Genomic DNA, 24,385 nt, shown 5'->3' with positions numbered 1-24,385 from the left:
TTCGCCGGCTGAACCGGAGATATGCATGAGCCGCGATCCATACGAGCTTCTCGGCGTGAAGAAGGACGCCACGCAGAAAGACATTCAAAGCGCATTTCGTAAGCTCGCCAAGAAACTTCACCCCGATCTCAATCCCGGCGACAAGAAGGCCGAGGACCGCTTCAAGGAAATTTCCGCTGCCTACGAGCTGCTGAGCGATGAAGAAAAGCGCGGGCGCTTTGACCGCGGCGAGATCGACATGACCGGTGCCGAGCAGGCGCCGCGCCACTACTATCGCGACTATGCCTCTGCAGGAAACGCCGGCAACCCTTATCACAACAGCGCGGGCTATGCCGACTTCGGCGACAGCGACGATATTTTCTCGAGCTTCTTTTCGCGACGAACACGCGGAGGCGATTTCCATGCACAGGGCCAGAACCGGCAGTATTCGATGGAGGTCGATTTCCTCGATGCCGTCAACGGCACGAAGACCCAGATCCGTTTGCCGGACGGGCCGGCGCTCGACCTGCAGATACCGCCTGGCACGCGCGACGGCCAGACGCTCAGACTGCGCGGCAAAGGCGAGGCCGGTATTGGCGGCGGCCGGCCGGGAGATGCGCTTGTCGAAATTCGCGTGCGTCCGCATCGCTTCTATGTTCGTGACGGCGACGACATTCGCTTCGACCTGCCGATTACGCTGCGCGAGGCCGTGCTCGGCGGCAAGGTGCGCGCGCCGACGCCGTCAGGTCCGGTCAACCTCACATTGCCGCCGCACTCCAACACCGGGAAGGTTTTGCGCCTGAAGGGCAAGGGCGTTCCGAAGAAAGACGGCAGTGCTGGAGACATCTACATCTCTCTGAAAATCGTGCTGCCGAACGGACCGGATCAGCAGCTGACCGATTTCATGACCGGCTGGACAGCTGGCGACGAGCAGGATCCGAGAAAGGGCATGGGAGAATAGCCATGGATGATCTTGAATTCCGCCGTTTTCTTAAAATCGACGTGAGGGTGTTAGAGGTGTGGGTCGAGCAGGGATGGCTGCTGCCTCAGACACGTGACGGCACTCGCGATTTTCGCGACACCGATGTCGCGCGGGCGCAGCTTATCCTCGACCTGACGCGTGACATGGGTGTCAACGATGCCGGCGTCGATCTGATCATGGATCTCATCGATCAGATCCATGGACTGCGCGGAACGCTTCGCGAAATGCTCGCCGCCATGGAAGGGCAGGACGAGGAGGTAAAGCGCAGACTGCGCGGCAAGCTCGATGAGCTCTCCGGCATCCACCGCCTTTAGTACATGGCCAGGGAACAGGATGGCAACGACCTGATTGCCGGAAGGAGATGCAATGACCGAGGTTCCGCATGATCACGACCACCATCCGATCGACTGGCGCGAGCATGGCGTGAAGGTCATTCCGGGTAATTCCCTCGATCCCAATACCGCCCAGACCCCAGGGATGAACCGAGCGACGGCGATCAACCATGCGCGTGCCGGGGCGGAGAAAATATGGGCCGGCACCGTGACCATCCATGCGAATGCGAAGACCGGCGCCCATCACCACGGGGATCTCGAGAGCATCATCTATGTGGTGAAAGGGAAGGCACGCATGCGCTGGGGCGACCACCTCGAATTCACGGCAGAGGCCGGTCCCGGTGATTTCATCTACGTGCCGCCTTACGTTCCCCATCAAGAGATCAATGCCAGCCGCGACGAGACGCTCGAATGTGTTCTTGTGCGCTCCGGCCAGGAACCGGTCGTCGTCAATCTCGATATCGAACCGGTCGAACAGCCGGAAGATGTTTTATGGATCGACCCGATCCATCGCGCATGAGCGCTTTTACAGCGAACCCTTGAGAATGGCCGCAAAGCTCGGGTCGAAAGCGCGGCTGATCGGGTCGGCGGCAGCGCCAAGCGCAACGGCCCAGGGATCAGTCATTCCAAGCTGGAAGCGAGGAATGACCCGGCCACGGCGATCGGCGATCGATGGCGGCAGAGGGTGCATCGCCTCGACCAGACGTCGCGCCAGGGCTTCAGGCGCACCGCCGCAGAGAATCACGGTTTGCGGATCGAAGATCGATTCGATCAGATGTACGCTCCAGCGAAGATCCATCACGGCTTCTTCGATCCAGCTCTGTATTCTCGCATCATTCTTCAGCGCCAGTTCGTTCACCATCGCATAGACGCCTGGATCCGCCGGGTCGATCGTCAGGTGCTGGTAGAGCGAGGCGAGCGAGGCACGATGCTCGAGTGGCGTCGGGCTGCCGCTTGCCGAAAGCAGCGCCATGCCGATTTCGCCCGCATTGCCGTTTGCACCGCTGTAGAGTTCCCCGCCGAGGATCAGACCAGCACCGATACCGTAGCCGAGATAGAGACAAACGGCATGGTCGAGCCCATGGGCGGCGCCAACCATCCGCTCAGCCGTTGCGCATGCGGCCGCATCGTTTTGCAGACGAACGCCAAGACCCGTGCCCGCCGCCAGCGTTTCCAATAGCGGAAACTTTTGCCAGGCGGCCATCATCCAGGGATCGTCACCCGTCGCCTCGATCCCGAACGGGCCAGGCATCGCCGCGCCCAGGCCAACGAGCCGCCGCTCCGATTGAGCAACGAGGCCGGCAAGGTCACGGCGAACCTTCTCGATAAGTTCGAGAATTACGGTTGCACCGCGCGACGGCCCGTCGGGAGGCAGGTTCGCCTCGGCCCGCGTGCGTATATTGCCGACAAGGTCGACAGCTATGGCCCGGGTTATGTGACGATCGATCTGCAGCCCGATCGCAAACGCCCCTTCCGGCACCAGACGATAGGGCGTCGACGGCTGTCCCCTGCCCTTGCGAACAGCTTCCTGCGCGGTGACCAGCCCTTCCTGTTCGAGTTCGTCGATGATGTTCGACACGGTCTGTTTGGTGAGCTTGGTGGCGCGCGCCAGGTCTGCTCGCGAGAGTGCTCCATTCACTCTCAGGGCATCCATCATCACCCGCCGGTTATGGGCGCTTGTGCCTTCATGATTGGTGCCTGCTTTTGCCCGTATCGGGCGCGCTTCGTTCATTCCGAATTCCCTCTTGACAGCAGTAGAATATTGAAGAAGAAATAAGTCAAGACAATTGACTTAATAAGGAACCAAAGAGTTCCAGGGAACGCAAAAGGGTCCGAAAGCGGCTCTGACGACGCTCCGAATCCGGCAGCCGGCTAACCGGCGCCTTTTCAACAACCGATGGCGACGACAGCCGCCTTCGGACAAACGGGTGAATGTCAAAAAACTGGAGGCTGGAATGTTGAAATCCCTGAACAAGACGCTGCTTGGCGCAGCACTGATCGGCGCATCTTTCGCGCCGCACGCCTTTGCCGAAACGACGATCAATGCGCTGTTTATGGCACAAGCGGCCTATAGCGAGGCCGACGTCCGTGCCATGACGGATGCATTTTCCAAGGCAAACCCCGACGTCAAGGTCAATCTCGAGTTCGTGCCTTACGAAGGCCTGCACGACAAGACGGTGCTCGCTCAGGGGTCCGGCGGTTACGACGTCGTCCTCTTCGACGTGATCTGGCCTGCCGAATACGCGACCAACAATGTCCTCGTCGACGTCACCGCGCGCATCACCGACGATATGAAGAAGGGTGTCCTTCCTGGTGCATGGACGACCGTTCAGTATGACGGCAAGTACTACGGGATGCCGTGGATCCTCGACACCAAGTATTTGTTCTACAACAAGGAAATCCTCGAAAAGGCCGGCATAAAGTCACCGCCGAAGACCTGGGACGAACTGGCCGAGCAGGCAAAGACGATCAAGGACAAGGGCCTTCTCGCAACGCCGATCGCCTGGAGCTGGTCGCAGGCCGAAGCCGCGATCTGCGATTACACGACGCTCGTCAGCGCCTACAAGGGCGATTTCCTGAAGGACGGCAAGCCGGCCTTCCAGAGTGGCGGCGGTCTCGACGCGCTGAACTATATGGTTTCCAGCTACAAATCCGGCCTGACCAACCCGAACTCCAAGGAATTCCTGGAAGAGGATGTGCGAAAGGTCTTCCAGAACGGCGATGCTGCTTTTGCGCTGAACTGGACCTACATGTACAACATGGCGAACGACCCGAAGGACAGCAAGGTCGCGGGCAAGGTCGGCGTTGTCCCGGCTCCGGGTGTCGCGGGCAAGAGCGAAGCCTCGGCCGTCAACGGCTCGATGGGTCTTGGTGTCACCACGGCCAGCAAGCATCCGGATGAGGCCTGGAAGTACGTCACCTTCATGACCTCGCAGCCGACGCAGAACCAGTATGCCAAGCTCAGCCTGCCGATCTGGGCATCGTCTTATCAGGATCCGGCCGTGACGAAGGGCCAGGAAGAACTGATCGCTGCGGCCAAGGTCGGTCTTGCCGCGATGTATCCGCGCCCGACCACGCCGAAGTATCAGGAGCTTTCCACGGCTCTGCAGCAGGCGATCCAGGAATCCCTGCTCGGCCAGTCTTCGCCGGAGGACGCCCTGAAGTCGGCTGCCGACAACAGCGGTCTCTAAGCGATGTAACCGTCCAGGCGGCCCCGTGCCGCCTGGTTTCCACTTTACCAGTCCGATGAATTGAGAGGGCGCCTCATGTCCGGCACCTGGATGACAACCCGCGCGTGGCTTTTGATGTTGCCGCTGCTTGTCGTGATGATCGCCGTCATCGGATGGCCATTGGTCGACACCGTCGGCCTGTCTTTCACAGACGCCAAGCTTGTCGGCACATCAGGCAATTTCGTCGGCATCGACAACTACGTGAAGATGATCTCCGGTTCGAATTTTCAGCGGACCCTGATCACGACCACCTGGTTCGCGGTCATTTCGGTTGCTGCCGAGATGGTGATCGGCGTGCTTGCAGCACTCCTCCTCAACCAGGATTTCCGGGGCCGCGCGGTGCTGCGCGCCCTGATGATCCTTCCCTGGGCACTGCCAACCGTCGTCAACGCCACGCTCTGGCGATTGATCTACAATCCGGAATACGGCGCGCTCAACGCCGCACTGATGCAGGTCGGGCTGATCGACGCCTATCGCTCCTGGCTTGGCGAACCGGGCACAGCACTTGCCGCCCTCATCGTCGCCGACTGCTGGAAGAACTTTCCGCTGGTCGCGCTCATTGCGCTTGCTGCCTTGCAAGCGGTGCCGCGTGACGTCACTGCCGCCTCACTGGTCGACGGCGCCGGTCCCTTCGCCCGCTTCCGCTTCGTGATCCTGCCCTATCTCGCGGGTCCGCTGATGGTGGCCCTGGTGCTGCGCACCATCGAGGCCTTCAAGGTGTTCGACATCATCTGGGTCATGACCCGCGGCGGCCCGGCCAACAGTACGAGGACGCTGTCGATCCTCGTCTATCAGGAAGCGTTTTCCTTCCAGCGGGCCGGCTCCGGCGCCTCATTGGCCTTGATCGTCACATTGCTGGTAACGGTGCTGGCTCTCGCCTATGCCACGCTGGTGCGCAAGACCGCAGGGAGTGCCGCCTGATGGAACGCAAGAGCCCATTCTTTACAGCCTTCATCTACGTCTGCGCGTTGCTGCTTGCGGCCGTCATCCTGGCACCGATTCTCTGGCTGTTCATCATGAGCATCTCGCCGGCCGCCGATCTGGCCGCCAAGCCGCTCCGCTGGTGGCCGCAAACGGCTGACTTCTCCCGTTACGCCGCCTTGCTGTCGACGATCGAGAACAGCGCTGGCGCCGCCTTCACCTCGTCGCTCCGAAACAGCATCGAGGTTGCCGGCATGGCGACGATCGCCGCTATCGCGCTGGCGATTCCGGCCGGTTGGGCCGTGTCGCGAACACCTTCCGTCGGTTGGTCGCTTTCAATGGTCATCGCCACCTACATGCTGCCGCCGGTTGCGCTTGCCGTGCCGCTCTACATGGGCCTGGCCTATCTCGGCATGCTGAACAACGTCTTCGGCCTCGCCCTCGTCTATCTGACGATCCTCGCCCCCTTCACGACATGGCTGATGAAATCCGGCTTCGATTCCATCCCGAAGGAGATCGAAGCCGCGGCAATGATTGACGGTGCCGGCCTGTTCCAGACCTTGAAGATCATTACCCTGCCGCTGGCCATGCCTGTTGTCGCCACCTCGGCGCTGTTCGCTTTCCTGCTCGGCTGGGACGAGTTCTTCTATGCGCTGCTCTTCACCTCCGATCAGCGCGCCAAGACACTCACGGTTGCCATCGCCGATCTGGCCGGTGGCCGTGTCTCCGATTACGGACTGATCGCGACTGCCGGTGTGCTCGCCGCTCTGCCACCGGTGCTGGTTGGTCTCGTCATGCAACGCGCCCTGATATCAGGGCTGACAAGCGGCGGCGTCAAGGGATGACAAGGACCATGGAAAACAAACGACCAGCCGGCCTGATTGCAATTGATCGCGAAATGGCGCGTCAACATGCGGATGCGCTCACATCCTATGACAACGCAAGGCAAACCGCTCAGGCCATTGCGGAATCGCTGAAGAAAAACGCCAGGCTGCTTCTTCTCGGCATGGGCGGATCTCATGCCGTCGGCCGGGCCGTCGAGCCGCTCTACCGTGCCTGCGGCATCGACGCGATCGCTCTACCCCTTTCCGAGCAACTCGGACAACCGCTCGCGCTCGACGGCCGAACAGTTATCATCACCTCGCAATCTGGCGAAAGTGCCGAGGTGGTGCGCTGGTTCTTTGAAACAGGAGCCAGTGCTGACACATTCGGGCTGACCCTGGAGCAAGGATCATTCCTGGCGCGTACGGCGCCTTCCCTCATCGGAGCGGGCGGCACGGAATTGGCATTTGCTGCAACGCGCAGCCTGACAGTCTCCTTTGCCCTGCACCTTGCAGTGCTGGCAGCCCTTGGCGAGGATCCCGCGGCAGCCCTTGCCGCACTCACCGCCCCGGAAACACCAAGCATCGACATCGCTCTTGCAGCTCTCGATAACGTGGCGACGGTCGTTACCTCGGGCAGGCGCCTGCAGGGTCTTGCCGAAGCGCTGGCCCTTGGCCTGACGGAACTCTCCCGCCTTCCCTGCTTTTCGCTCGAAGGCGGGCAGTTGCGGCACGGACCGATGGAGATGCTCGGCCCGGCCGTCGGTGTCGTTCTTTTCCGGGGACAGGACAGCACCGCCGGTCTGGTCACGGCCATGGCCGTATCAGCCATCGAAACCGGCGCTCCGGTCATCATCTTCGATGCATCGGGTGAAGCCCCGGTTGCGGGCGCGGTGACCATCGGCTTCAAGCCGGCTTCGGGCCTGGCTGCAGTCTTCGCAATGCTGCCCGTGGCACAGCGCTTCATGGTCGCCTTCGCCGATGCGCGTGTCGAGAACGCAGGCACGCCTGTGCGCTCGACAAAGATCACCCGGAGCGAATGATGCGCCCGCTTGCCGTCATCGGAAACGTGAATATCGACCTCATCCTCGGCCCTGCTGCTCCCTGGCCGAAGGCTGGCACCGAGATCATCGTCGACCACGACGAACTGCGCGTCGGCGGGGCAGCGGGCAACAGCGCCCTCGCCTGGGAAGGTCTTGGCGTCGAATTCGAGATCGCCGCCAATGTTGGCAACGACCAGTTCGGTCGCTGGTTGACCGAGGCTTTCGGCAAGCGGTCCGCGAAGTGGCCGGTGCGCCCTGAGCAGACGACACTGTCGGTTGGCATCACCCATCCCGATGGAGAGCGCACGTTCTTCACCACCCGCGGTCACCTGCCCCGCCTCAGCCTTTCCGATGTCTTTGCCGTCCTGGATGGCACGACGCTGTCGGGGGGCTTCGTGTTGCTCTGCGGCTCATTCCTGACGGAAGATCTGACCCGCGAGTACGATGGTTTCTTCGACTGGGCCGACAAGCACCAGATTGCGATTGCGCTTGACACCGGCTGGCCGCTCGACGGCTGGACGAACGAGAATTGCGAGGCCACGCGACGCTGGCTTTCCCGCTGCGCGATTGCGCTGCTCAACGAAGTGGAGTCCACCACCCTCACCGGCCTCGACGACCCTGTCGAAGCGGGGACCGAAATCCGATCCCATATGCCCGAGGGTGCCATCGTCGTCGTCAAGCGCGGCCCGGACGGAGCGCTCGCGATTGGTGCGGACGGGCAGTGCATCGCCGCTGCGGCCCCCTCCGTCACGGTCGTCGATACGATCGGCGCCGGCGATGTCTTCAACGCCGGTTTTCTCGCGGCCCTGGCGCAAGAAAAACCTCTCGCTGACTGCCTGCGGGCTGGAACCGCGGTCGCATCACGGGCAATTTCGACCCTTCCCCGCAACTACGGCGGACCATCCACATCTGAGGAGCCCGCTCGATGAGTGCTCTTGAAATTGCCAACATCCGCAAGACATACGGCGATGTCGAAACCCTGAAGGGCATCGACATCGCGCTCGAGAGCGGCGAGTTTCTCGTTCTGCTCGGCTCTTCCGGCTGCGGAAAATCGACCCTGCTCAACATCATCGCGGGGCTGGCGGAAGCAACAAGCGGCGACGTGCGTATCGGCGGACGCTCGGTCCTCGGCGTGCATCCGAAGGATCGTGACATCGCCATGGTCTTCCAGTCCTACGCGCTCTATCCAAACCTGACTGTCCACCGCAATATCGGCTTCGGCTTGGAAATGCGCAAAGTTCCGAGCGCCGAGCGCGACACGGCGGTGCGCGATGCAGCGAAATTGCTGCAGATCGAAAGCCTGCTCGACCGCAGGCCAAGTCAACTGTCGGGTGGCCAGCGCCAGCGCGTTGCGATCGGCCGCGCCCTTGTACGCAAGCCGGAAGTCTTTTTGTTCGACGAGCCGCTATCCAACCTGGACGCAAAATTGCGCATGGAGATGCGCACCGAACTCAAGCGTCTGCATCAGATGCTCAAGACCACGGTCGTCTACGTGACGCACGACCAGATCGAGGCCATGACGCTCGCCACCCGCATTGCGGTTATGCGCGATGGGCGGATCGAGCAGCTCGGCAGCCCGTCGGAGATTTACGATCGACCGGCAACTCTCTATGTCGCCACGTTTGTCGGGGCGCCGCCAATGAACCTTTTGAACGCTACGGTTCGCGGCAGCGAACTTCAGATCGAGGGCAGCGACATCGTGCTACCTCTTCCGGGCGGACTTCAAGCCGAGCCCAGAGATGGCCAGAAGCTGATTGTCGGAATACGGCCGGAATCACTTCGGCTTGGTTCGTCCGGCCTCACGCTACCGGCGAAATGCGAGGTTGCAGAATTGACTGGTCCCGAGCTTGTCGTCACCGCTTTTGCGGGCACGCAACGGATCATGGCCTGCCTGCCGCCGCGCACGAGCTTGGAGAATGGTCAGATGCTGACGCTCACCTTCGATCCGCAAGCAATCCACCTGTTCAATGCGGAAACCGGATTGCGCTGCAGCTAGCCTGGAGCGTCACGCCGATTTGCGGGCCGAGACGAAGCGGTTCATCGCATCGAACGAGAAGGCTGCAACCGGCAAGCTGGTTCCACCTTGAAGTGCCAGGTCGGCGAGAATCTCGCCGACGACGCTCGTGAACTTGAAGCCATGGCCGGAGCAGGGCGACGCGACGACGACGTTCGGGTTGCCAGGGGCAACGTCGAGCAGAAAATCCTCACTCGGCAGCATCGTGTAGCGGCATGTCACGGCGCTGACCCGCGGTCCGGCAGCGGCCGGCACGCGCCTGGCGATAAAGCTGTCGAGGAGTGCCGTATCTCTGGCGTTGACGGGCGGATTGGGCTGGTTGGGATCGATCGGCTCGCGGAAATGCGCGTGCCTCCCGACTTTGACGCTGTCCATGCCGATCGCCGGAAAACCGAAGTAGGAGCCCTCTGCCCCCTCGTCCCGAAGGAAGCACGGCATGCGCTGCGGTTCCGTCGCAAATCCGTCTTGCGACTGATACCAAGCGACGACCTGTCGGATCGGTACTGCGTGTTCCTTCAAATCGGGAATGAGTTCGGCGATCCACGAGCCGGTGGCAACCACCACCTTTTTGGCACGATAGTGGCCCTCAGCCGATCGGATCGTCACCCCGCCGTCGCCCGGCTCGATCGCTGTTACCCGTTCGCCGAAGTGAAGAACCGCACCATCCTGCGCTGCAAGTTTGAGATAGCCCATGACAGCCGCCTCGGGCCTGAGATAGCCCCCCTTTGGATCGAGGACAGCAACGTCCTCGTCATCCAGTTGGAAGGCGGGAAACCGACGCGCCACGTCCATCTTGTCGAGGACCTCATGCGGCAGGTCGTGCATCTTGCAGGACGCGCGTGTGCCCGTAACGATCTTGCTGTCTTCAGCCCCGATCTGGAGAACGCCGGTGATCGTCAGAATTTCCGTGCGAAGCCGCGCCTCCAAAGCGCGCCAGTTGCTATAGGCGCGCTGCAGCAGCGGCACATAGGACGGATCTTCGAAGTAGCCCATCCGGATCAGGCGGCTATCCCCATGCGAAGAGCTGAGCGCATGGGCAGGAAAATAGGCGTCGATGCCAATCGTCCTGGCGCCGCGCGCCGCAAGGAAGGAGATGGCCGCGCTTCCCATGGCGCCGAGGCCGATCACGGCAACGTCGAAATCAGCTGTCATTTCTGCTCCTCAGATCAATTCGGGCGGTGCTTCTTGCCGGATAAAGCTACGAAGCGCTTCGATGTCGGCAGCCAACGGGCGATCGTCGGCGTAATGCGGGACGACCTGACGTACCGCACGGTGGATTGCGTCCGTCGCCTTGGCGCGCTTTGCTGTCGACGCCAGGAAGTCATGCGCCTGGGCTGCCGCCATCAACTCGATGGCGACTATATATTCAGCGTTGTCGATGACCGAAAGGAGCTTATTTGCCGCAGCCGTTGGATGCGCGAGAAAATCCTCCTGCAGGCCGGAGGTAACGCCGCCATCGGTGGAAGCGGGTGCGGCCAGCCTGCGGTTCTCGTTGCTGAGCGCGGCCGCGGTATATTGCGCGATCATGAAGCCGGAATTACTGCCGGCATCGCTCGCCAGAAAAGGCGGCAGGTTGCTGATCAGCGGATTGACGAGCCGATCCATACGGCGCTCGCTGATGGCCGATATCTGCGCAAGGGCGATCGCCAGGCTGTCGGACGCCTGCGCGAGGGCTGGCGCCACGGCATGGGCCTCCGACGAGACGACAGGATTTTCAGGTGTTCCCGAGACCGCCGGATTGTCGGTGACCGAGGCAAGTTCGCGATCGACGACGTCGGATGCATTGTCAAAGACGTCGCGAGCTGCTCCATGGGCGTGCGGGACCGAGCGTAGGCTGAGCGCATCCTGCGTGCGTTTTGCGAGCGCTGCTGCGATCAGCCCGCTGCCCTCCAGGCGCCGCCTCAAGGAAGCGCCGACATGCGCGATGCCGCGCGACGGACGAAGCGCTAGCACCGTCTCGTCGAAGGCCGCCATCTGACACCCGCAAGCTTCCAGCGTCAGGGCTGCCACAGCATCGGCCCAGTCGAGCAGATGGTTCGCGCGTGCTAGCGCGACGCTGGCTAAACCCGTTGCGCAGGCCGTTCCGTTGACGAGGCTTAACCCCTCTTTTGCACCGAGCACGAGTGGAGCAAGACCAATGGCATCGAGAGCCTCCCGGCCGTTCATGCGCCTGCCCGCCACCGATGCGCTTCCTTCCCCGATGAGGACGAGCGCCGTATGGGCATTGTGCGTGAGGTAACCGGCTGAGCCCCTCGACGGGACATCAGGCACGCAATCGTGCTCCAAAAATGCCGTGAGGTGGCGGATGATATCCGCCCGTACGCCGGAATGGCCATGCGCAAAATTGGCGACTTGCGCCGCGATGATTGCCCGGACCTCGCGGCCCGCCAGGAGTTCGCCGACGGCACAGGCGTGACTGAGGAGGATGTTGCGCGACAGCCGGCTTTGGGAGTTGCGATCGACGACCGTATCTGAAAGCGCGCCGACGCCTGTATTGATGCCATAGGCACGTATCCCGGTCTCGACAATGCGTTCAATGATCCGGCTGGCATTGTCGATACGGCCCCAGGCTGCGGGTGATAGCGCAAGCGTCTCGCCGGCCGCAACGCGTGCAATGTCACGCCAGCCGATCAGCGTGTCGATGGTGACCGTCATTGCCCGCTTCCGAAATGACCGATGAACTGCCGGAAGGCCGGTGACGCGCCCCCCCCGAACATTTCGTCCGGTGCGCCGCTGCTCTCGACCAGGCCTTCCTTCATGAAGACAACGCGATTGGAAACATTGCGCGCAAAGCTCATCTCGTGCGTGACGACCAGCATCGTCATCCCCTCCTCGGCAAGCGCGCGCATGACACGCAACACCTCGCCGACGAGCTCCGGGTCAAGCGCCGACGTCGGCTCGTCGAAGAGCATGACTTTCGGTTTCATCGCGAGTGCCCGGGCGATCGCTGCGCGCTGCTGCTGGCCGCCCGACAGGTGCGCTGGATAGGCGTGGCGCTTGTCGGCAATGCCGACCTTTTCGAGAAGCGCCTCTGCCTCGGCGACGCATTCGGAACGCGGACGCTTGAGCACGTGGACCGGTCCCTCGATTACATTCTGCAGGATCGTCATGTGTGACCACAGATTGAAGGACTGGAAGACCATGCCCAGTTCCGAGCGGATATGGTCGACCTGCTTCTGGCTCGCCGGCCGGCTCGTGCCGCCCTTGTGGATCATGCGGATCTGCTCGCCATCCACCCAGATCTCGCCGTCGGTTGCCGTTTCCAACAGGTTGATGCAGCGCAGGAAGGTGGACTTGCCGGAACCCGAGGCACCGAGCAGGGAAATGACGTCGCCATCCTCGGCATCGAGCGAGATGCCACGCAAGACCTCGTGCGTGCCGAAGCTTTTGCGGATGTTGCGGACGGAAAGTCGGGTAACGCCTGGCATGGAAGCTCCAATCGTGTCCGGAGGGCTCTCAGGCTTTCAGCGCCGGCGGGATCGCACGGCGGTGTCGCGAGAGCGAATATTCTAGCAGGGACATCGCCTGCAGGATGATGAAGTTGAGAACGAGATAGATGATCGCCGCACAGAGGAACACTTCCATCGTGCGGTATGTTTGCGAGATCAGCCGCTGTGCCACGCCGGTCACTTCCCATACGGTGACCAGGCTTGCGAGTGCCGTCGATTTCATCATCAGGACGATCTCGGTGGAGTAGGCCGGAAGCGCGTGCCGGAATGCGATCGGCGCCAGGATGCGGCGCACGAGAAGAGCACCGGACATGCCGATCGAGCGAGCGGCCTCGATCTCGCGCGGCGAGACGGCGCGAATGCCACCACGAAAGATCTCGGCAGAATAGCCCGCGGTGCAGAGTGCCAGTGACAGTACCGCACAAACGAACGGTTCACGCAGGAACGGCCAAAGGAAGGAATAGCGGATGAAGCCGAACTGGCCGAGGCCATAAAAGACGAGGAACATCTGGATCAGCAGCGGCGAGCCGCGAAAGATGAAGATGTATCCCTTGGCAATCGACGACAGCACCGGATTGCCGGCGACACGCATCCAGACGATCAGCAGGGCCAGAAGACCACCGAAGAAGACCGAGACGGAGAACAGAGCCAAGGTCATCGGGACGGCTTTGAGCAGGGTCGTCATCGTTTGCGCGAGAAAAGCGAAATCCATCGTATTACCTCACGCCTTTCCCATGGCCGCTGTCGGCATGCTGCGATTGGCGCGCCGCTCTGCGCCATTGAAAACCCGGTCGGAGAGGCTTGTCAGGATCAGGTAGAGGATGCCGCCGACGATGAAGAACAGGAAATACTGTCGTGTCGAACCGGCAGCGACCTGGCTGGTGCGCATCAGTTCCGCCAAACCGGTCACCGAGATCAGTGCGGAATCCTTGAGGCTGAGCTGCCAGACGTTGCCGAGACCGGGGATTGCGAAGCGCAGCACCTGCGGAATGATGATCCGGCGAAAGCGCAGACCGCGATGCATGCCGATCGCTGATGCCGCCTCCAATTCACCCTTGGAAATGGCAAGGTACGCCCCGCGGAATACTTCCGCCTGATAGGCACCGGAGATGATCCCAACTGCCAGCGCACCGGCCAGAAACGACGGCAGCCCGAGGAAGCCCTCATAGCCCATCGCCTTGCCGATCGAGGTGACTGCGGAGGACCCTCCGAAATAGATCAGGTAGATGATCAGCAATTCCGGCACACCGCGAAAGACAGTCGTGTAGACGTTGCCGAGCGCAACAAGCCAAGCCTTGCCGGAGAGCTTGGCAGCAGAGATTATCGCGCCGAGCACCGCGCCGATCGCAAGCGCGCTTGCGGTCACGGCAAGCGTCATCAACGCGGCGAGCAGAAGAAGCGCCCCCCATCCGGTCGAGCCGAACCCAATCAGTTCCAGTGTTGCCATATCATGTTCCCCGCGCCCGCCGCTGTCCCGGCGGTGTCAGAATAGCATGCGGTCCCCGGCCTTGAAGCCGGAGACCGGGACCTCCGGCCTTTGCCGGAAATCAGTTCTGCGGGCTGACGTCGACCTTGAACCACTTCATCGAGAGGTTCTTCACGGTACCGTCGGCGAGTGCGGACTTGATCGCTTCGTTGAACTTGTCACGAAGGTCGGTATCGGCCTGGCGGATGCCGAGACCCTCGCCCTCACCCCAGATCGGGCCAACGATCTCGGGGCCGGTAAAGGCCAGCGTGTCGTTTGCGGACTGGAAGGCATTGGCGAAATACACGGCATCGTCGAAGCCAAGATCAATACGGCCGTTCTGCAGATCGAGATCGCGGTCGGCGCCGGTCTTGTACTCGCGGATCTCCGCGATATCGCCGAAATTGTCGTAAACGAACTTGGCGTAAACGGTCGCGGCCTGAATTCCGATCGTCTTGCCCTTGAAGGCCTCCTTCAGCGCATCGACTTCCTTAACGCCGGTCTGGCCGGGCGTCATCTTGATCGTCGCACCGGTACCGGCTGCATTGGCAAGCGGGCTGTCCTTGGCGGTCGCGAAAGCGGCCGGCGTCGCGGCATAAGGGATGGTGAAGCCGATGACCTTCTTGCGGTCATCGGTGATCGACAGCGCATCCATGATGACGTCGAATTTGCCGGCATTGAGTGCCGGGATCATGCCATCCCAGTCGGATGCGACGAGCTTGCAGTCGATCTTGGCACGTTCGCACAAAACCTTGGCAAGTTCGGGCTCGAAGCCACCGAGCGTGCCGTCGGCATTGGTCATGTTCCAGGGCGCATAGGCCCCCTCAAGCGTAATGGTGGCCGTCTTCCAGTCCTTGGCGACGACGGGCGCGACGAAGGCCGAGAGCGCAAAGGCGCTGGAAAGAAGAAGCGCGCTGAATTTCATTGGTTCTATCTCCTCTGAAGTGACGATTGACCTTGCGGTCCGACACCGGTCTTCGCCGGCTTGCTCGACGCCGACCTTGTTGATCGATCTTTCGAGAGGTTGTATATGGTACCATATGAGATATTTTGTGTTATGCAAGAGGAAAGTCGACTTATCGAGCGGATTCCGCGATTGCAAAGGAAACAGGCAATGAAGCGTCCAAGCGAGATGATGAGGGATAACGATACCGCACCGCTCTACGCCGGCGTCAAGCAGATGATACTCGACCGCATCCATAGCGGCGAGTGGCCTCCGAAGCATCGCGTGCCTTCCGAAAACGAATTGGTGAACGAACTCGGCGTCAGCAAGATGACCGCCAACAGGGCATTGCGTGAACTCGCAAACGAAGGCGAGCTTGTTCGCATCCAGGGCGTCGGCTCCTTTGTCGCGGAGCGCAAGGGGTATTCGGCCCTGTTCGAGGTGCGCAATATTGCCGAAGAGATTGCTGAGCGCGGCCACGCGCATGAGGCCTCGGTGGTGATTCTGGCGCAGGAGACAGCGTCTCCCGAGACGGCCGACGCGCTGGAGCTCGACATCGGCGCACCCGTCTTTCACTCCCTGATCGTGCACAGCGAAAACGGCGTGCCGGTGCAGATCGAAGACCGGTTCGTCAATCCGGCAGCAGCCCCCGATTATCTGGCGCAGGACTTTGCCTCTCTGACCCCAAACGCCTATCTGACGGCTGCCGCCCCGCTGAGTGGATCAGAGCACATCGTCGAGGCGGCCATGCCGCAGTCCTGGGAGTGCAAGCTCCTGACGATCCTGAAGAGCGAGCCTTGCCTGGCCATCCGCCGCCGCACCTGGTCCGGGCGGCACGTCGTCTCCACCGCCCGCCTCATCTATCCCGGCAACCGCTACCGGCTCGAGGCTCGCACCGGCAAGGTATTCGAGGAATAGTGGTCAGTTGTATATGGAACATGCGTCCTTCGGACGCGGAAATGTAGAAGACGCGGACTGGTTTCGCCGCTCCTATCGCTGCTGCGGGCAAGTGGAGAAAGCTTCAGTCGAAAAAGCCCGCATCCTCTTCCCTCAGATATCTCCTGGCCGCTTCAGCGTCGATATCGAGGCCGAGCCCCGGCGCTTCCAGCAGGTCCACCATGCTGTCCTTCACGATCTGCTGCGGCAAGCCGATTACCAGATCCTCCCACCAGGGATCGGAGGCGGTGGGATACTCGAAGGCGATGTAATTTGCCGGCAACGTAGCGCAGACATTGATCAACGCGCCGAGGCCGAGCAGACCGTTGGCAGTGCCGTGCGGCGCCATCAGGATCGAGTGCATGTAGGCGTGCTCGGCGACCCATTTTAGCTCGGCAATGCCTCCGACATCGGCTGGATCGGGGCCGATGACCCGTACCGCCTGCGTTTCGATCAGCTCCTTGAAATTGTGTCGCAGGTAGATCTGCTCACCAGTGTGGATTGGCGTCGAGGTGGAGGTTGTCAGCTCCCGATAGGCCTGCGGATTGACCCATGGCACGTAGTCGCCAGTCAGCATGTCCTCGAGCCACATCAAATTGTACTTCTCGACCGCGCGGGCGAACTTGATCGCATCGGGCAGCATCCAGCCGGGGCCGCAGTCGAGCGCCAGGCTGACCTTGTCGCCCAGCACTTCCTTCATTGCGATCACGCAGTCGATCATGTGATTGAAACCGCGCTCGCTGATCATGCCCTGATCCATGGCGCCGTGATAGCCGGCCTTCTTCTGCGTCACGCCGTAGTGGAAGCCCTCGATGGTGTCCTTCATGTTGGAGTGGAACGAGATCCCTTGCTTGATCATGAAGAAGTTCTGCGGCTGCTCCATCATCCACTTGACGTCAGCGGCGTAATCCTCCGGCCGGTCGCCCGTGCGTTTCTGGCGAACCGAGCCGTTGTAGACGCGCACCTTGTCCCGCACCTTGCCGCCGAGCAGTTTATAGGCGGGCACGCCCGCGGCCTTGCCAGCAATATCCCACAACGCATGCTCAATAGCGCTCACCGCGGCGCCGTATGGCTTGAAGGAGCCGCGTTGGCGGATCTTCAGCATGACTCTCTCGACGTCGGTCGGGTCCTCGCCGACCAACGCCTCGCGGAAATGCAGCACAAAGGGCTTGAGGTAGGACTTGGTGAATTCGACTTCGCCCAGGCCATAGAGGCCCTCGTCCGTAACGATGCGGACGATCGGGTGCTTGCCGATAACGGCGCAGCGCAGATCGGTGATCTTCATCTTCGTTCCTTTTTTCCTCAGCTCCAGGTGCGGTCCCAGGAATACTCATTGTCCCAGTGATCCGTAGGCTGCCAAATGCCGGCGACACCCGGCTGCAGATGCCGCGAGATCACCTCGTCGACGACGTCGTCAATCCCGAGCCCCGGCTTGTCCGGAACAGTGATGAAGCCGTTCTTCACCAGCGGTTTGGGAAGGCCCGTGACGATATCGTCCCACCAGTCGACATCGGCGGAGTGGTATTCGAGCGCCATGAAATTTTCGGTCGCGGTCGCGACATGTGCCGCGGCCATTGCGGCGATTGGACTTTCTGCCATATGGATGGCCATGGCGACACCATCGTCCTGCGCCAGATCGCCAATCTTCTTGGTCTCGAGGATGCCCCCGCTGGTGAGCAGGTCCGGGTGGATCACGGAGACGCCGCCGCTCTTGAGCAGAGGCTCGAAGCCCTCCTTGAGATAGATATCCTCGCCGGTGCAGATCGGCACCGTGGTGGCCTCCTGCAGTCGCTGGTACTGCTCGGTGTATTGCCAAGGGATCACATCCTCGAGCCAGGCTGGCACGTATTTTTCAATTCGCCTGGCAAGGCGAATGCCGTTCTGCAACGAGATATGGCCGATATGGTCGATCGCGAGCGGCACGTCCATGCCGATGACCTCCCGAACCTCGGCGATGTATTGCTCAAGCAGGTCGAGGCCCTTGTCGGAAAAGTGGAGGCCGGTAAACGGGTGCTGGACGTTATGCAAATCGTACGCAGCGTTGCGGACGCGCCGCTCGTCATTGGTCTTCAGCGGCCCGCGAGTGGGACTTTGGCGGTAGCCTTCCAGTGAGCCGGCCGGAAACACCACCGCACCGGGCACATCCGCGATCTGCATCAGCCCAAGATCCATCTTGAGGAAGGTGAAGCCGAGCTCCATGCGCTGCTTCAGGCGCTTTCCGGTCTCGGTGCCGCTCGGCACCGTTGCGTCGGTATCGCAGTAGACGCGCACTTTTTCCCGAAACCGGCCGCCGAGCATCTGGTAGATGGGGACGCCGTAGGCCTTGCCGGCCAGATCCCACAACGCGATTTCAACCGCCGATACGCCACCGCCTTGCCGGCCGTGCCCGCCGAACTGCTTGATCCGGCGAAACAGTCGATCGATGTTGCAAGGGTTCTCGCCAAGCAACCGGCTCTTCAGCATCAGGGCATAGGTGGCGCTGGCACCGTCGCGCACCTCGCCAAGCCCGACGATGCCCTGGTTGGTGTAAATCTTGAGCAGCACCGAGGTGAACGGCGCGCCGACAATTTCGGCTACCCGCATGTCGGTGATGCGAAGGTCGGACGGCTTGGAATGCATGTTCACCCGATTGAGCGCCTCGTCGGCTCCATCTGCCTCTGGCATGACTTGTCCTCGTTTTGGTGGGTGGGGCTCGTCGCCGCGCTCGCTGGGGCGGCGTAGAGCGTTGCTAGGCCAGCTCTATCTCGTGGTCTTGAAGGTAGTCGCGGTTCATTTCAACGCCGAGACCAGGTCTGGGCGCAAGCTTGAGGCTGCCGTTCGAAACATCGAGCGGCCTGTCGATGAGGTGATCGTATTTGCCGAGGTTCCACTCCGACGTTTCGAGTTTGTAGAAGTTGGGAACGGTCATCATCACCTGCGCTCCCGCAACCACGTTGATCGGCCCTGCGGCATCATGCGGCGAGACCGGGATGTAGTAGGCTTCGCACAGGGCAGAAATCTTCTTGAGTTCAGTAATGCCGCCGGTCCAGGTCACATCAGGCATGATGTAGTCAGCGAGCCTGTTTTCGAGCACCGGCACGAAATCCCACTTGGTGTGGCCGCGCTCGCCCCACGAGATGGCGGCGCTGACCTTCTCACGGACCTGTCGGAGAGCATTGAGGCTCTCCGGCGGACAGGGCTCCTCGAACCAGTCGATCTGACCAGCCTCCTCGAGGCTTCGACAAAGGCGAATGGCGGTCGGAACGTCGAACCGGCCATGCGCATCGATGAGAATGTCGACATCAGAGCCTGCCGTTTCCCGGATCAGAGCCGTGAGTTCGGCGGCTTCGCGCTCGTCCTTGCGGGACATGCTGCCATCGAGGTACCCGTCCCGCTGTTCGCGAGGCTGGCCACCGGCGGCGCGCCCCTGGTAGGGGAAGGGATCGAACTTGAGGGCAGTGTGGCCGGATTCGACGATGTCGCGAATTTCGCGGACGACAGCCTCCTTGCTGGTAAATTTGGCCTGGTTGGGGTGAGTGTAGAGCGCAATTTCATCGCGTACCGATCCGCCCAACAGCTCGTAAATCGGCTTGCCGAGTACCTTGCCTCGTATGTCCCAGAGAGCAATGTCAATGGCGCTCACGCATTCGACCGCGGCCCCGCGACTGCCCATATAGGTGAAGCTGCGGAATATCTTGTGCCAGAGATACTCGATACGCGCCGGGTCCTCGCCCGTCACTGCGGCACCGATCTGCCGCAGGATCGTGCAGAGGGCGCGATTGGCAAGCCTTGTCGTGGTGGTGATCTCTCCCCAGCCGCTCACCCCCTCATCCGTCGTCACTTCGACGAACAGAAACTCTCCCCAATAGGAAGCCTCGGACTTGATCAGCCACGGCCGCACGCTGGTGATTTTCATCTCAACTGCCTTTATCCGAAGTGGTTGGGATAACGATATTCCAGGCGATCTTTTCTATCCTGCCCGAGCGGCGTTGCGCGCACGCATGTGTTCGAGGATGTGTCGGCCGGAGCCCTCGACATGGCGCGCAATAAGCTCGGCTGCCTCGTTCGCGTTGCCCGCCTTTACGTGCTCGATGAGCTCTCGATGCTCGCTAAGGATCGCCGCACGCCGGGCGAGTGTGAAGTTGAAACGCCGGCTCACGGCTCGAAGCACTTCGCGATGCTTCCACCAAAGCTCGGCGGCATGGCGGTTATAGTGCCTTTGGTACATTATGGTGTGAAAGGCGGTGTCGAGCTCACTGTGCCTGAGCGTGTCGGCGAAGTCGTTCTCTTCAATCAGGGCCTGGATGCGTTCGAGTTCAGCAATGTCTTCGACAGTCGCCATGCTGACGAACCATCGCGTCAGTGCCGGCTCGATCAAGACTCCTATCTCGTAGATGTCCCGAACAAAATCCTGATCAATCGGCCGGACGCGCGCTCCGCGATTGGGAACAAGGGTAACAAAGCCCTCCCCGCGCAGCAGTTGCAGAGCCTCGCGCACGGGATTGGTCGAGGTGCCGTGACGTCGGGCGAGGTCGGTGACCACCAGCCGTTCGTTGGCGGCGAGCCGCCCTTCGATGATGTCTTCCCTGATCAGCTGATACAGCGAGGCACCCTCGCTGGAGGCCCCGATCGCGTCGATCCCTTCGGGTGGCTGTGCTTTGAAATCGCTCGTATCGGCCAAGACTGTCCCCAATTAATACACGCCTTGCTTAAATATCACGCGAGCCTCCTCCAAACAATGTACGATTTCGCCGGTTGACAGGCAATCGACGATCTGAAAACGTATAATTAGCTTTAAGGCATACACTGGATAAGAACGTCCTGCGGCCGAGGAGCAAAAGACCGCTCGCCTTGAGGCAGAGCGGCATGGGAGCGAACCCGGAGGATACCTATGACGAGGCTTTCACTCGGAGGTGCCGTCCTGCGCGGCACTGTCTCAACCGCTTTGATGATATCGTTGATGTCTGCGTCGGCGCTCGGTGCGTCGATCGATTTGAGCAAGTGGTCGCCACAATATGTGCGCTCCATTGCCGGCACCCAGGATTTTGACACGGCGGGCGATTGCGGCAAGGTCACCCCGCTCGACTATAAGGGGCGACTGACTTTCTGGTATCAGGGCGTGTTCGAGGGCGACCCCGACCTCCTGCGCGAGTATTACAAGGACTTTTTCCAGACCTTCCGCAAGACCTATCCAAACATCCAGCTTGAGGAACAGGCTCTCACCTATAACGACCTGCTGGACAAGTTCCGGACCGCACTCCTTGGCAATGCAGCACCGATGGCGGTCCGCCTGCAGATCCTCGGCGGCACGGAGTTCGCCGCAAAGGGATATTTGCAGCCGCTCAAACCCGAGGATGTAGGGTATTCGACCGAGGATTTCTGGCCGGGCGCAATGAAGGCCGTAACCTGGGATGGGGTGACCTACGGCATTCCCACCAACAACGAAACGATGGCGTTCATCTGGAACGCCGACATCTTCAAGCGTGCAGGCCTTGATCCGGACAAGGCTCCGGCAACCTGGGACGACGTCGTCAAGTATTCCAAGCAGATCCACGACAAGCTCGGAATTGCCGGTTATGGCCTCGTGGCACGCAAGAATGCCGGCAATACACCGTACCGCTTCATGCCTCAGCTGTGGGCCTTTGGCGGCGGCGTCTTCGACGAAGCTACGGCCAACCCGACGTATAAGGTGGTCGAGCTGAACTCCGCACAGAGCAAGGCGGCACTGCAAGCCTCCTACGATATGTATGTGCGCGACAAGTCGGTTCCGGTTTCGGCGCTTACCAACCAGCAGGCCGACAACCAGCCCCTCTTCCTCGCTGGCCAGCTCGGCATGATGATATCGCACCCGTCCGACTACAACGTCATGCTCGACCTGCAGAAAAAGGCGACGGATACCGACAAGGTCAAGGCGCAGACGGTAATCGACAACATGCGCTATGGCCTCATTCCCACCGGCCCGGACGGCAAGCGCGCCGTCGTGTTTGGCGGCTCCAACATTCATATCCTGAAGCCCGAATATGTGGAGGGCGGCAAGGTAGACGAGCCGGCTGCAAAGGCTATCATCTGCATGTGGACGAGCCCCGAATGGTCGCTGAAGATGGCCTATGCCGGCTCGAACCCGGGAAATCTTAACGGCTTCAAGACCAAATGGATGAAGGAACGTCTGGACAGCATCAAGTTCCTCGATGTCACGACCTCGATGCTGCCATACGGCATCCCGTTCCCGGCGCTGCCGCAGTCCCCCGAGATCATGAACATCATCGTCCCGGACATGCTGCAGAATGCCCTGACCGGGGCCATGACCGTCGACCAAGCAGCGGACGACGCAGCCAAGAAGGTAAAAGACCTGACGGATGGCGGACTCTAGTCCAGACCTGACGATCTGACCGGCTGCGCCTCGATCGCAGCCGGTTTGCTCCGAAGAACAAGGGTGCGGCACAGTGACGATCTTGACTGGCAAGGCCGAGGTTAGCCGAAGACTGCACCCCGACAGGTCCGGCGTGCTGCGAAAGATGTGGGAGCATCGCGCTGACTACGCATACGTGCTTCCCGCGATTGCTGTGATGCTTGTCGTCATAGCCTACCCCATCTACTACACGGTCGAGCTGTCTTTCTTCAATACTCCGCCTGGCCTGCAGCTTCGAGACAAGATCTTCGTCGGCATCGACAACTACATCGCCATCCTCACAAGTCCGGTGTTCTGGAAGGTCACCTCGAACACTCTCATCTGGACACTGGGATCGACCTTCATCTCATTTGTCCTGGGATTTGCCTGTGCCCTGGCGCTCCATCGCGACTTTGTCGGCCGGGGCATCCTGCGTGCCATCCTGATCATTCCCTGGGTCATCAGCGCGGTTGCCGCGTCCTATATCTGGAAGTGGATCTACCATTCGGACTTCGGGATCATTGGCGCGGTGCTTGTCGGCCTCGGACTGGCCGACCGGCCGCCGAATTTCATCGACAGCGTCAGCACGGTGCTGCCCTCGCTGATCGTCGTCAATATCTGGCGAGAGTTTCCATTTGCCATGATCATGATGATGGCCGGCCTGCAGACGGTTCCCGACCAGTTGCTGCGCGCCGCAAAAGTCGACGGGGCCAATGCATGGCAGAGGTTCTGGCACGTCACCTTTCCGCACCTGAGAAACGTTTCGACGGTGACGATCCTTCTGCTGGCGGTGGCCAACTTCAATTCCTTCATCATCCCCTGGATCATGACCGGCGGCGGGCCGTCGAACGCATCGCATATCTGGATCACCCACATCTATGAACTCGCCTTCGGCCGCCAGCGCTGGGGGGTGGCATCGGCCTATTCTGTGCTGCTGTTCGTGATCCTGATGTCGCTCGGCTACTTCTACGTCCGCGCACTGAGCGGCAACGAACAGAAGGATGGAAATGAATGAGCACGATTGCCGAGACTGCTCATCGAAGCCAGGCGCGCCGCCGCAGGCGCATTGACGGATGGCGGTGGGGCGGACGCATCTTCCTTGTGTTCATGCTGCTTTACACCGCATTGCCGATGATCTGGATGCTGATCACCTCGATCAAGTCAGGTTTCGCGGCCATGCAATTCCCGCCGCAATGGTGGCCGGACCAACCCACGCTTGCCAGCTACCAGAAGCTGCTCGATCCGCAAAACAGCGTCGGCCAGGACTTCCTGCGCTTCTTCTGGAACAGCCTTTTCGTCTCCACCGCCACAACCATCCTTTCGGTGATCGTGGCAGTTCCTGCGGCCTACGCCTTTTCACGCTTCACCTTCCCGGGCCGGAACTTTCTGTTCTTCACCGTCTTGCTTCGGAACATGTTCCCGGCAGTGATCTTTCTCGTGCCGCTCTTCATCCTGATGCGCGCGATCGGGCTCGTGAACACGCATGGGTCGCTCATCCTTACCTACCTCACATTCGGCCTGCCGCTGGCAATCTGGCTCCTCAAGGGCTTCTACGACAACATCCCGGTGCAACTCGAGCAGGCGGCGCGCATCGACGGGGCCACGCGGTTCCAGGCATTTGTCCTCATCGTGATGCCGCTCTCGGCGCCAGGAATCATCGCCACGGCGATCTACTCCTTCATTGGCGCGTGGAACGAGTACATCTACGCCTATACCTTCCTCTCCAAGAACGAGCAGTTGACACTGCCCGTCGGCATCCAGCGCTTCTTCTCGGAAAATACAACGGACTTTCCGGGCCTGATGGCGGCCAGCTTCATGATGAGCGTGCCCGTCGTGGTCCTGTTCCTCGTCCTGCAACGATACTTCGTACGCGCACTCACGGAAGGCGCAGTCAAGCACTAGG

The 24,385-nt window shown here is 61.0% G+C and carries 24 protein-coding genes; 13 read left to right on the top strand and 11 right to left on the bottom strand.

The window, feature by feature from the left end; all coding sequences use genetic code 11:
- Positions 1 to 25: 25 nt before the first annotated feature.
- The 3 genes from AC1DPR_RS08955 to AC1DPR_RS08945 are packed head-to-tail and all read left to right on the top strand — an operon-like array spanning position 26 to position 1,813.
- Positions 26 to 940, top strand: coding sequence for a DnaJ C-terminal domain-containing protein (locus AC1DPR_RS08955; RefSeq protein WP_025660666.1), 915 nt, complete (start codon positions 26 to 28; stop codon positions 938 to 940).
- A 2-nt stretch (positions 941 to 942) separates the two neighbouring features.
- Entirely contained in the window at positions 943 to 1,275 is a 333-nt protein-coding gene (locus AC1DPR_RS08950) for a chaperone modulator CbpM (protein ID WP_018856034.1), read from the top strand.
- 52 nt (positions 1,276 to 1,327) lie between these two features.
- Positions 1,328 to 1,813 (top strand): cupin domain-containing protein, encoded by a 486-nt coding sequence (locus AC1DPR_RS08945; protein ID WP_018856033.1) that lies wholly within the window; start codon positions 1,328 to 1,330, stop codon positions 1,811 to 1,813.
- Between the two features lie 6 nt (positions 1,814 to 1,819).
- Here AC1DPR_RS08945 and AC1DPR_RS08940 read toward each other — a convergent pair whose 3' ends face one another.
- Positions 1,820 to 3,025: an ROK family transcriptional regulator gene (locus AC1DPR_RS08940; RefSeq protein WP_477816149.1), complete on the bottom strand. Its 1,206-nt coding sequence runs from the start codon at positions 3,023 to 3,025 to the stop codon at positions 1,820 to 1,822.
- A gap of 223 nt (positions 3,026 to 3,248) precedes the next feature.
- Here AC1DPR_RS08940 and AC1DPR_RS08935 point away from each other — a divergent pair, with 223 nt between their 5' ends.
- From AC1DPR_RS08935 to AC1DPR_RS08910, 6 genes are all read left to right on the top strand, one after another.
- A complete protein-coding gene (locus AC1DPR_RS08935; protein ID WP_018856031.1) occupies positions 3,249 to 4,484 on the top strand; it encodes an extracellular solute-binding protein in 1,236 nt (411 codons plus the stop codon).
- Positions 4,485 to 4,559: 75 nt separating this feature from the next.
- On the top strand, positions 4,560 to 5,444 hold the full coding sequence (locus AC1DPR_RS08930; protein ID WP_018856030.1) for a carbohydrate ABC transporter permease: 885 nt from the start codon (positions 4,560 to 4,562) through the stop codon (positions 5,442 to 5,444).
- Entirely contained in the window at positions 5,444 to 6,289 is an 846-nt protein-coding gene (locus AC1DPR_RS08925; protein ID WP_018856029.1) for a carbohydrate ABC transporter permease, read from the top strand. Before AC1DPR_RS08930 ends, AC1DPR_RS08925 begins: the two co-directional genes overlap by 1 nt.
- Before the next feature lie 8 nt (positions 6,290 to 6,297).
- Positions 6,298 to 7,308 (top strand): SIS domain-containing protein, encoded by a 1,011-nt coding sequence (locus tag AC1DPR_RS08920; protein ID WP_477816148.1) that lies wholly within the window; start codon positions 6,298 to 6,300, stop codon positions 7,306 to 7,308.
- Positions 7,308 to 8,237 carry a carbohydrate kinase family protein gene (locus AC1DPR_RS08915; RefSeq protein ID WP_477816147.1) on the top strand — a complete coding sequence of 310 codons (930 nt, stop codon included), beginning with the start codon at positions 7,308 to 7,310 and terminating at the stop codon, positions 8,235 to 8,237. The genes AC1DPR_RS08920 and AC1DPR_RS08915 overlap by 1 nt, the downstream gene beginning before the upstream one ends.
- Entirely contained in the window at positions 8,234 to 9,304 is a 1,071-nt protein-coding gene (locus AC1DPR_RS08910; protein ID WP_112640974.1) for a sn-glycerol-3-phosphate ABC transporter ATP-binding protein UgpC, read from the top strand. The genes AC1DPR_RS08915 and AC1DPR_RS08910 overlap by 4 nt, the downstream gene beginning before the upstream one ends.
- A 9-nt stretch (positions 9,305 to 9,313) precedes the next feature.
- On the opposite strand, the gene solA is transcribed toward AC1DPR_RS08910, so the two are convergent.
- The 6 genes from solA to AC1DPR_RS08880 form a co-directional block, all read right to left on the bottom strand.
- Positions 9,314 to 10,474: an N-methyl-L-tryptophan oxidase gene (gene solA / locus AC1DPR_RS08905; protein ID WP_477816146.1), complete on the bottom strand. Its 1,161-nt coding sequence runs from the start codon at positions 10,472 to 10,474 to the stop codon at positions 9,314 to 9,316.
- A gap of 9 nt (positions 10,475 to 10,483) precedes the next feature.
- Entirely contained in the window at positions 10,484 to 11,977 is a 1,494-nt protein-coding gene (locus tag AC1DPR_RS08900) for an HAL/PAL/TAL family ammonia-lyase (RefSeq protein ID WP_477816145.1), read from the bottom strand.
- Entirely contained in the window at positions 11,974 to 12,750 is a 777-nt protein-coding gene (locus AC1DPR_RS08895) for an ABC transporter ATP-binding protein (RefSeq protein ID WP_018856023.1), read from the bottom strand. The genes AC1DPR_RS08900 and AC1DPR_RS08895 overlap by 4 nt, the downstream gene beginning before the upstream one ends.
- A 28-nt stretch (positions 12,751 to 12,778) precedes the next feature.
- Positions 12,779 to 13,483, bottom strand: coding sequence for an ABC transporter permease (locus tag AC1DPR_RS08890; RefSeq protein ID WP_018856022.1), 705 nt, complete (start codon positions 13,481 to 13,483; stop codon positions 12,779 to 12,781).
- 9 nt (positions 13,484 to 13,492) lie between these two features.
- The gene (locus AC1DPR_RS08885; RefSeq protein ID WP_018856021.1) at positions 13,493 to 14,218 is read right to left on the bottom strand and encodes an ABC transporter permease; all 726 of its coding nucleotides are present in this window, start codon (positions 14,216 to 14,218) and stop codon (positions 13,493 to 13,495) included.
- A gap of 100 nt (positions 14,219 to 14,318) precedes the next feature.
- Positions 14,319 to 15,161 carry a transporter substrate-binding domain-containing protein gene (locus AC1DPR_RS08880; RefSeq protein WP_029792285.1) on the bottom strand — a complete coding sequence of 281 codons (843 nt, stop codon included), beginning with the start codon at positions 15,159 to 15,161 and terminating at the stop codon, positions 14,319 to 14,321.
- Positions 15,162 to 15,350: 189 nt separating this feature from the next.
- Here AC1DPR_RS08880 and hutC point away from each other — a divergent pair, with 189 nt between their 5' ends.
- Positions 15,351 to 16,097, top strand: coding sequence for a histidine utilization repressor (hutC, locus tag AC1DPR_RS08875; protein WP_018856019.1), 747 nt, complete (start codon positions 15,351 to 15,353; stop codon positions 16,095 to 16,097).
- 103 nt (positions 16,098 to 16,200) lie between these two features.
- Here hutC and AC1DPR_RS08870 read toward each other — a convergent pair whose 3' ends face one another.
- From AC1DPR_RS08870 to AC1DPR_RS08855, 4 genes are all read right to left on the bottom strand, one after another.
- Positions 16,201 to 17,400, bottom strand: a complete 1,200-nt coding sequence (locus AC1DPR_RS08870) for a mandelate racemase/muconate lactonizing enzyme family protein (RefSeq protein WP_477816144.1) — start codon at positions 17,398 to 17,400, stop codon at positions 16,201 to 16,203.
- Between the two features lie 17 nt (positions 17,401 to 17,417).
- Positions 17,418 to 18,779, bottom strand: a complete 1,362-nt coding sequence (locus AC1DPR_RS08865) for a mandelate racemase/muconate lactonizing enzyme family protein (protein WP_477816143.1) — start codon at positions 18,777 to 18,779, stop codon at positions 17,418 to 17,420.
- A 64-nt stretch (positions 18,780 to 18,843) separates the two neighbouring features.
- Complete coding sequence (locus AC1DPR_RS08860) at positions 18,844 to 20,010, bottom strand: mandelate racemase/muconate lactonizing enzyme family protein (RefSeq protein WP_477816142.1); 1,167 nt, start codon at positions 20,008 to 20,010, stop codon at positions 18,844 to 18,846.
- A 54-nt stretch (positions 20,011 to 20,064) separates the two neighbouring features.
- The gene (locus AC1DPR_RS08855) at positions 20,065 to 20,775 is read right to left on the bottom strand and encodes a GntR family transcriptional regulator (RefSeq protein ID WP_112666154.1); all 711 of its coding nucleotides are present in this window, start codon (positions 20,773 to 20,775) and stop codon (positions 20,065 to 20,067) included.
- A 210-nt stretch (positions 20,776 to 20,985) separates the two neighbouring features.
- Here AC1DPR_RS08855 and AC1DPR_RS08850 point away from each other — a divergent pair, with 210 nt between their 5' ends.
- From AC1DPR_RS08850 to AC1DPR_RS08840, 3 genes are all read left to right on the top strand, one after another.
- Positions 20,986 to 22,464, top strand: a complete 1,479-nt coding sequence (locus AC1DPR_RS08850; RefSeq protein WP_477816141.1) for an ABC transporter substrate-binding protein — start codon at positions 20,986 to 20,988, stop codon at positions 22,462 to 22,464.
- 73 nt (positions 22,465 to 22,537) lie between these two features.
- Positions 22,538 to 23,497, top strand: coding sequence for a carbohydrate ABC transporter permease (locus AC1DPR_RS08845; protein WP_477816140.1), 960 nt, complete (start codon positions 22,538 to 22,540; stop codon positions 23,495 to 23,497).
- Positions 23,494 to 24,384: a carbohydrate ABC transporter permease gene (locus AC1DPR_RS08840; RefSeq protein ID WP_112641009.1), complete on the top strand. Its 891-nt coding sequence runs from the start codon at positions 23,494 to 23,496 to the stop codon at positions 24,382 to 24,384. The genes AC1DPR_RS08845 and AC1DPR_RS08840 overlap by 4 nt, the downstream gene beginning before the upstream one ends.
- Position 24,385 lies beyond the last annotated feature (1 nt).

It is taken from the genome of Rhizobium sp. 01T417 (assembly GCF_056398905.1).
This window is presented reverse-complemented; position numbering and strand designations above follow the sequence as displayed.

Excerpts from the sequence above, each read along its gene's own strand:
- AC1DPR_RS08870 (WP_477816144.1), bottom strand. The coding sequence starts at position 17,400 with ATGAAGATCACCGATCTGCGCTGCGCCGTTATCGGCAAGCACCCGATC.
- AC1DPR_RS08930 (WP_018856030.1), top strand. The coding sequence starts at position 4,560 with ATGTCCGGCACCTGGATGACAACCCGCGCGTGGCTTTTGATGTTGCCG.
- solA (WP_477816146.1), bottom strand. The coding sequence starts at position 10,474 with ATGACAGCTGATTTCGACGTTGCCGTGATCGGCCTCGGCGCCATGGGA.
- AC1DPR_RS08925 (WP_018856029.1), top strand. The coding sequence starts at position 5,444 with ATGGAACGCAAGAGCCCATTCTTTACAGCCTTCATCTACGTCTGCGCG.
- AC1DPR_RS08880 (WP_029792285.1), bottom strand. The coding sequence starts at position 15,161 with ATGAAATTCAGCGCGCTTCTTCTTTCCAGCGCCTTTGCGCTCTCGGCC.
- hutC (WP_018856019.1), top strand. The coding sequence starts at position 15,351 with ATGAAGCGTCCAAGCGAGATGATGAGGGATAACGATACCGCACCGCTC.
- AC1DPR_RS08885 (WP_018856021.1), bottom strand. The coding sequence starts at position 14,218 with ATGGCAACACTGGAACTGATTGGGTTCGGCTCGACCGGATGGGGGGCG.
- AC1DPR_RS08935 (WP_018856031.1), top strand. The coding sequence starts at position 3,249 with ATGTTGAAATCCCTGAACAAGACGCTGCTTGGCGCAGCACTGATCGGC.
- AC1DPR_RS08950 (WP_018856034.1), top strand. The coding sequence starts at position 943 with ATGGATGATCTTGAATTCCGCCGTTTTCTTAAAATCGACGTGAGGGTG.
- AC1DPR_RS08895 (WP_018856023.1), bottom strand. The coding sequence starts at position 12,750 with ATGCCAGGCGTTACCCGACTTTCCGTCCGCAACATCCGCAAAAGCTTC.
- AC1DPR_RS08940 (WP_477816149.1), bottom strand. The coding sequence starts at position 3,025 with ATGAACGAAGCGCGCCCGATACGGGCAAAAGCAGGCACCAATCATGAA.
- AC1DPR_RS08890 (WP_018856022.1), bottom strand. The coding sequence starts at position 13,483 with ATGGATTTCGCTTTTCTCGCGCAAACGATGACGACCCTGCTCAAAGCC.
- AC1DPR_RS08860 (WP_477816142.1), bottom strand. The coding sequence starts at position 20,010 with ATGAAAATCACCAGCGTGCGGCCGTGGCTGATCAAGTCCGAGGCTTCC.
- AC1DPR_RS08915 (WP_477816147.1), top strand. The coding sequence starts at position 7,308 with ATGCGCCCGCTTGCCGTCATCGGAAACGTGAATATCGACCTCATCCTC.
- AC1DPR_RS08955 (WP_025660666.1), top strand. The coding sequence starts at position 26 with ATGAGCCGCGATCCATACGAGCTTCTCGGCGTGAAGAAGGACGCCACG.
- AC1DPR_RS08900 (WP_477816145.1), bottom strand. The coding sequence starts at position 11,977 with ATGACGGTCACCATCGACACGCTGATCGGCTGGCGTGACATTGCACGC.
- AC1DPR_RS08865 (WP_477816143.1), bottom strand. The coding sequence starts at position 18,779 with ATGCCAGAGGCAGATGGAGCCGACGAGGCGCTCAATCGGGTGAACATG.
- AC1DPR_RS08850 (WP_477816141.1), top strand. The coding sequence starts at position 20,986 with ATGACGAGGCTTTCACTCGGAGGTGCCGTCCTGCGCGGCACTGTCTCA.
- AC1DPR_RS08945 (WP_018856033.1), top strand. The coding sequence starts at position 1,328 with ATGACCGAGGTTCCGCATGATCACGACCACCATCCGATCGACTGGCGC.
- AC1DPR_RS08920 (WP_477816148.1), top strand. The coding sequence starts at position 6,298 with ATGGAAAACAAACGACCAGCCGGCCTGATTGCAATTGATCGCGAAATG.
- AC1DPR_RS08910 (WP_112640974.1), top strand. The coding sequence starts at position 8,234 with ATGAGTGCTCTTGAAATTGCCAACATCCGCAAGACATACGGCGATGTC.
- AC1DPR_RS08840 (WP_112641009.1), top strand. The coding sequence starts at position 23,494 with ATGAGCACGATTGCCGAGACTGCTCATCGAAGCCAGGCGCGCCGCCGC.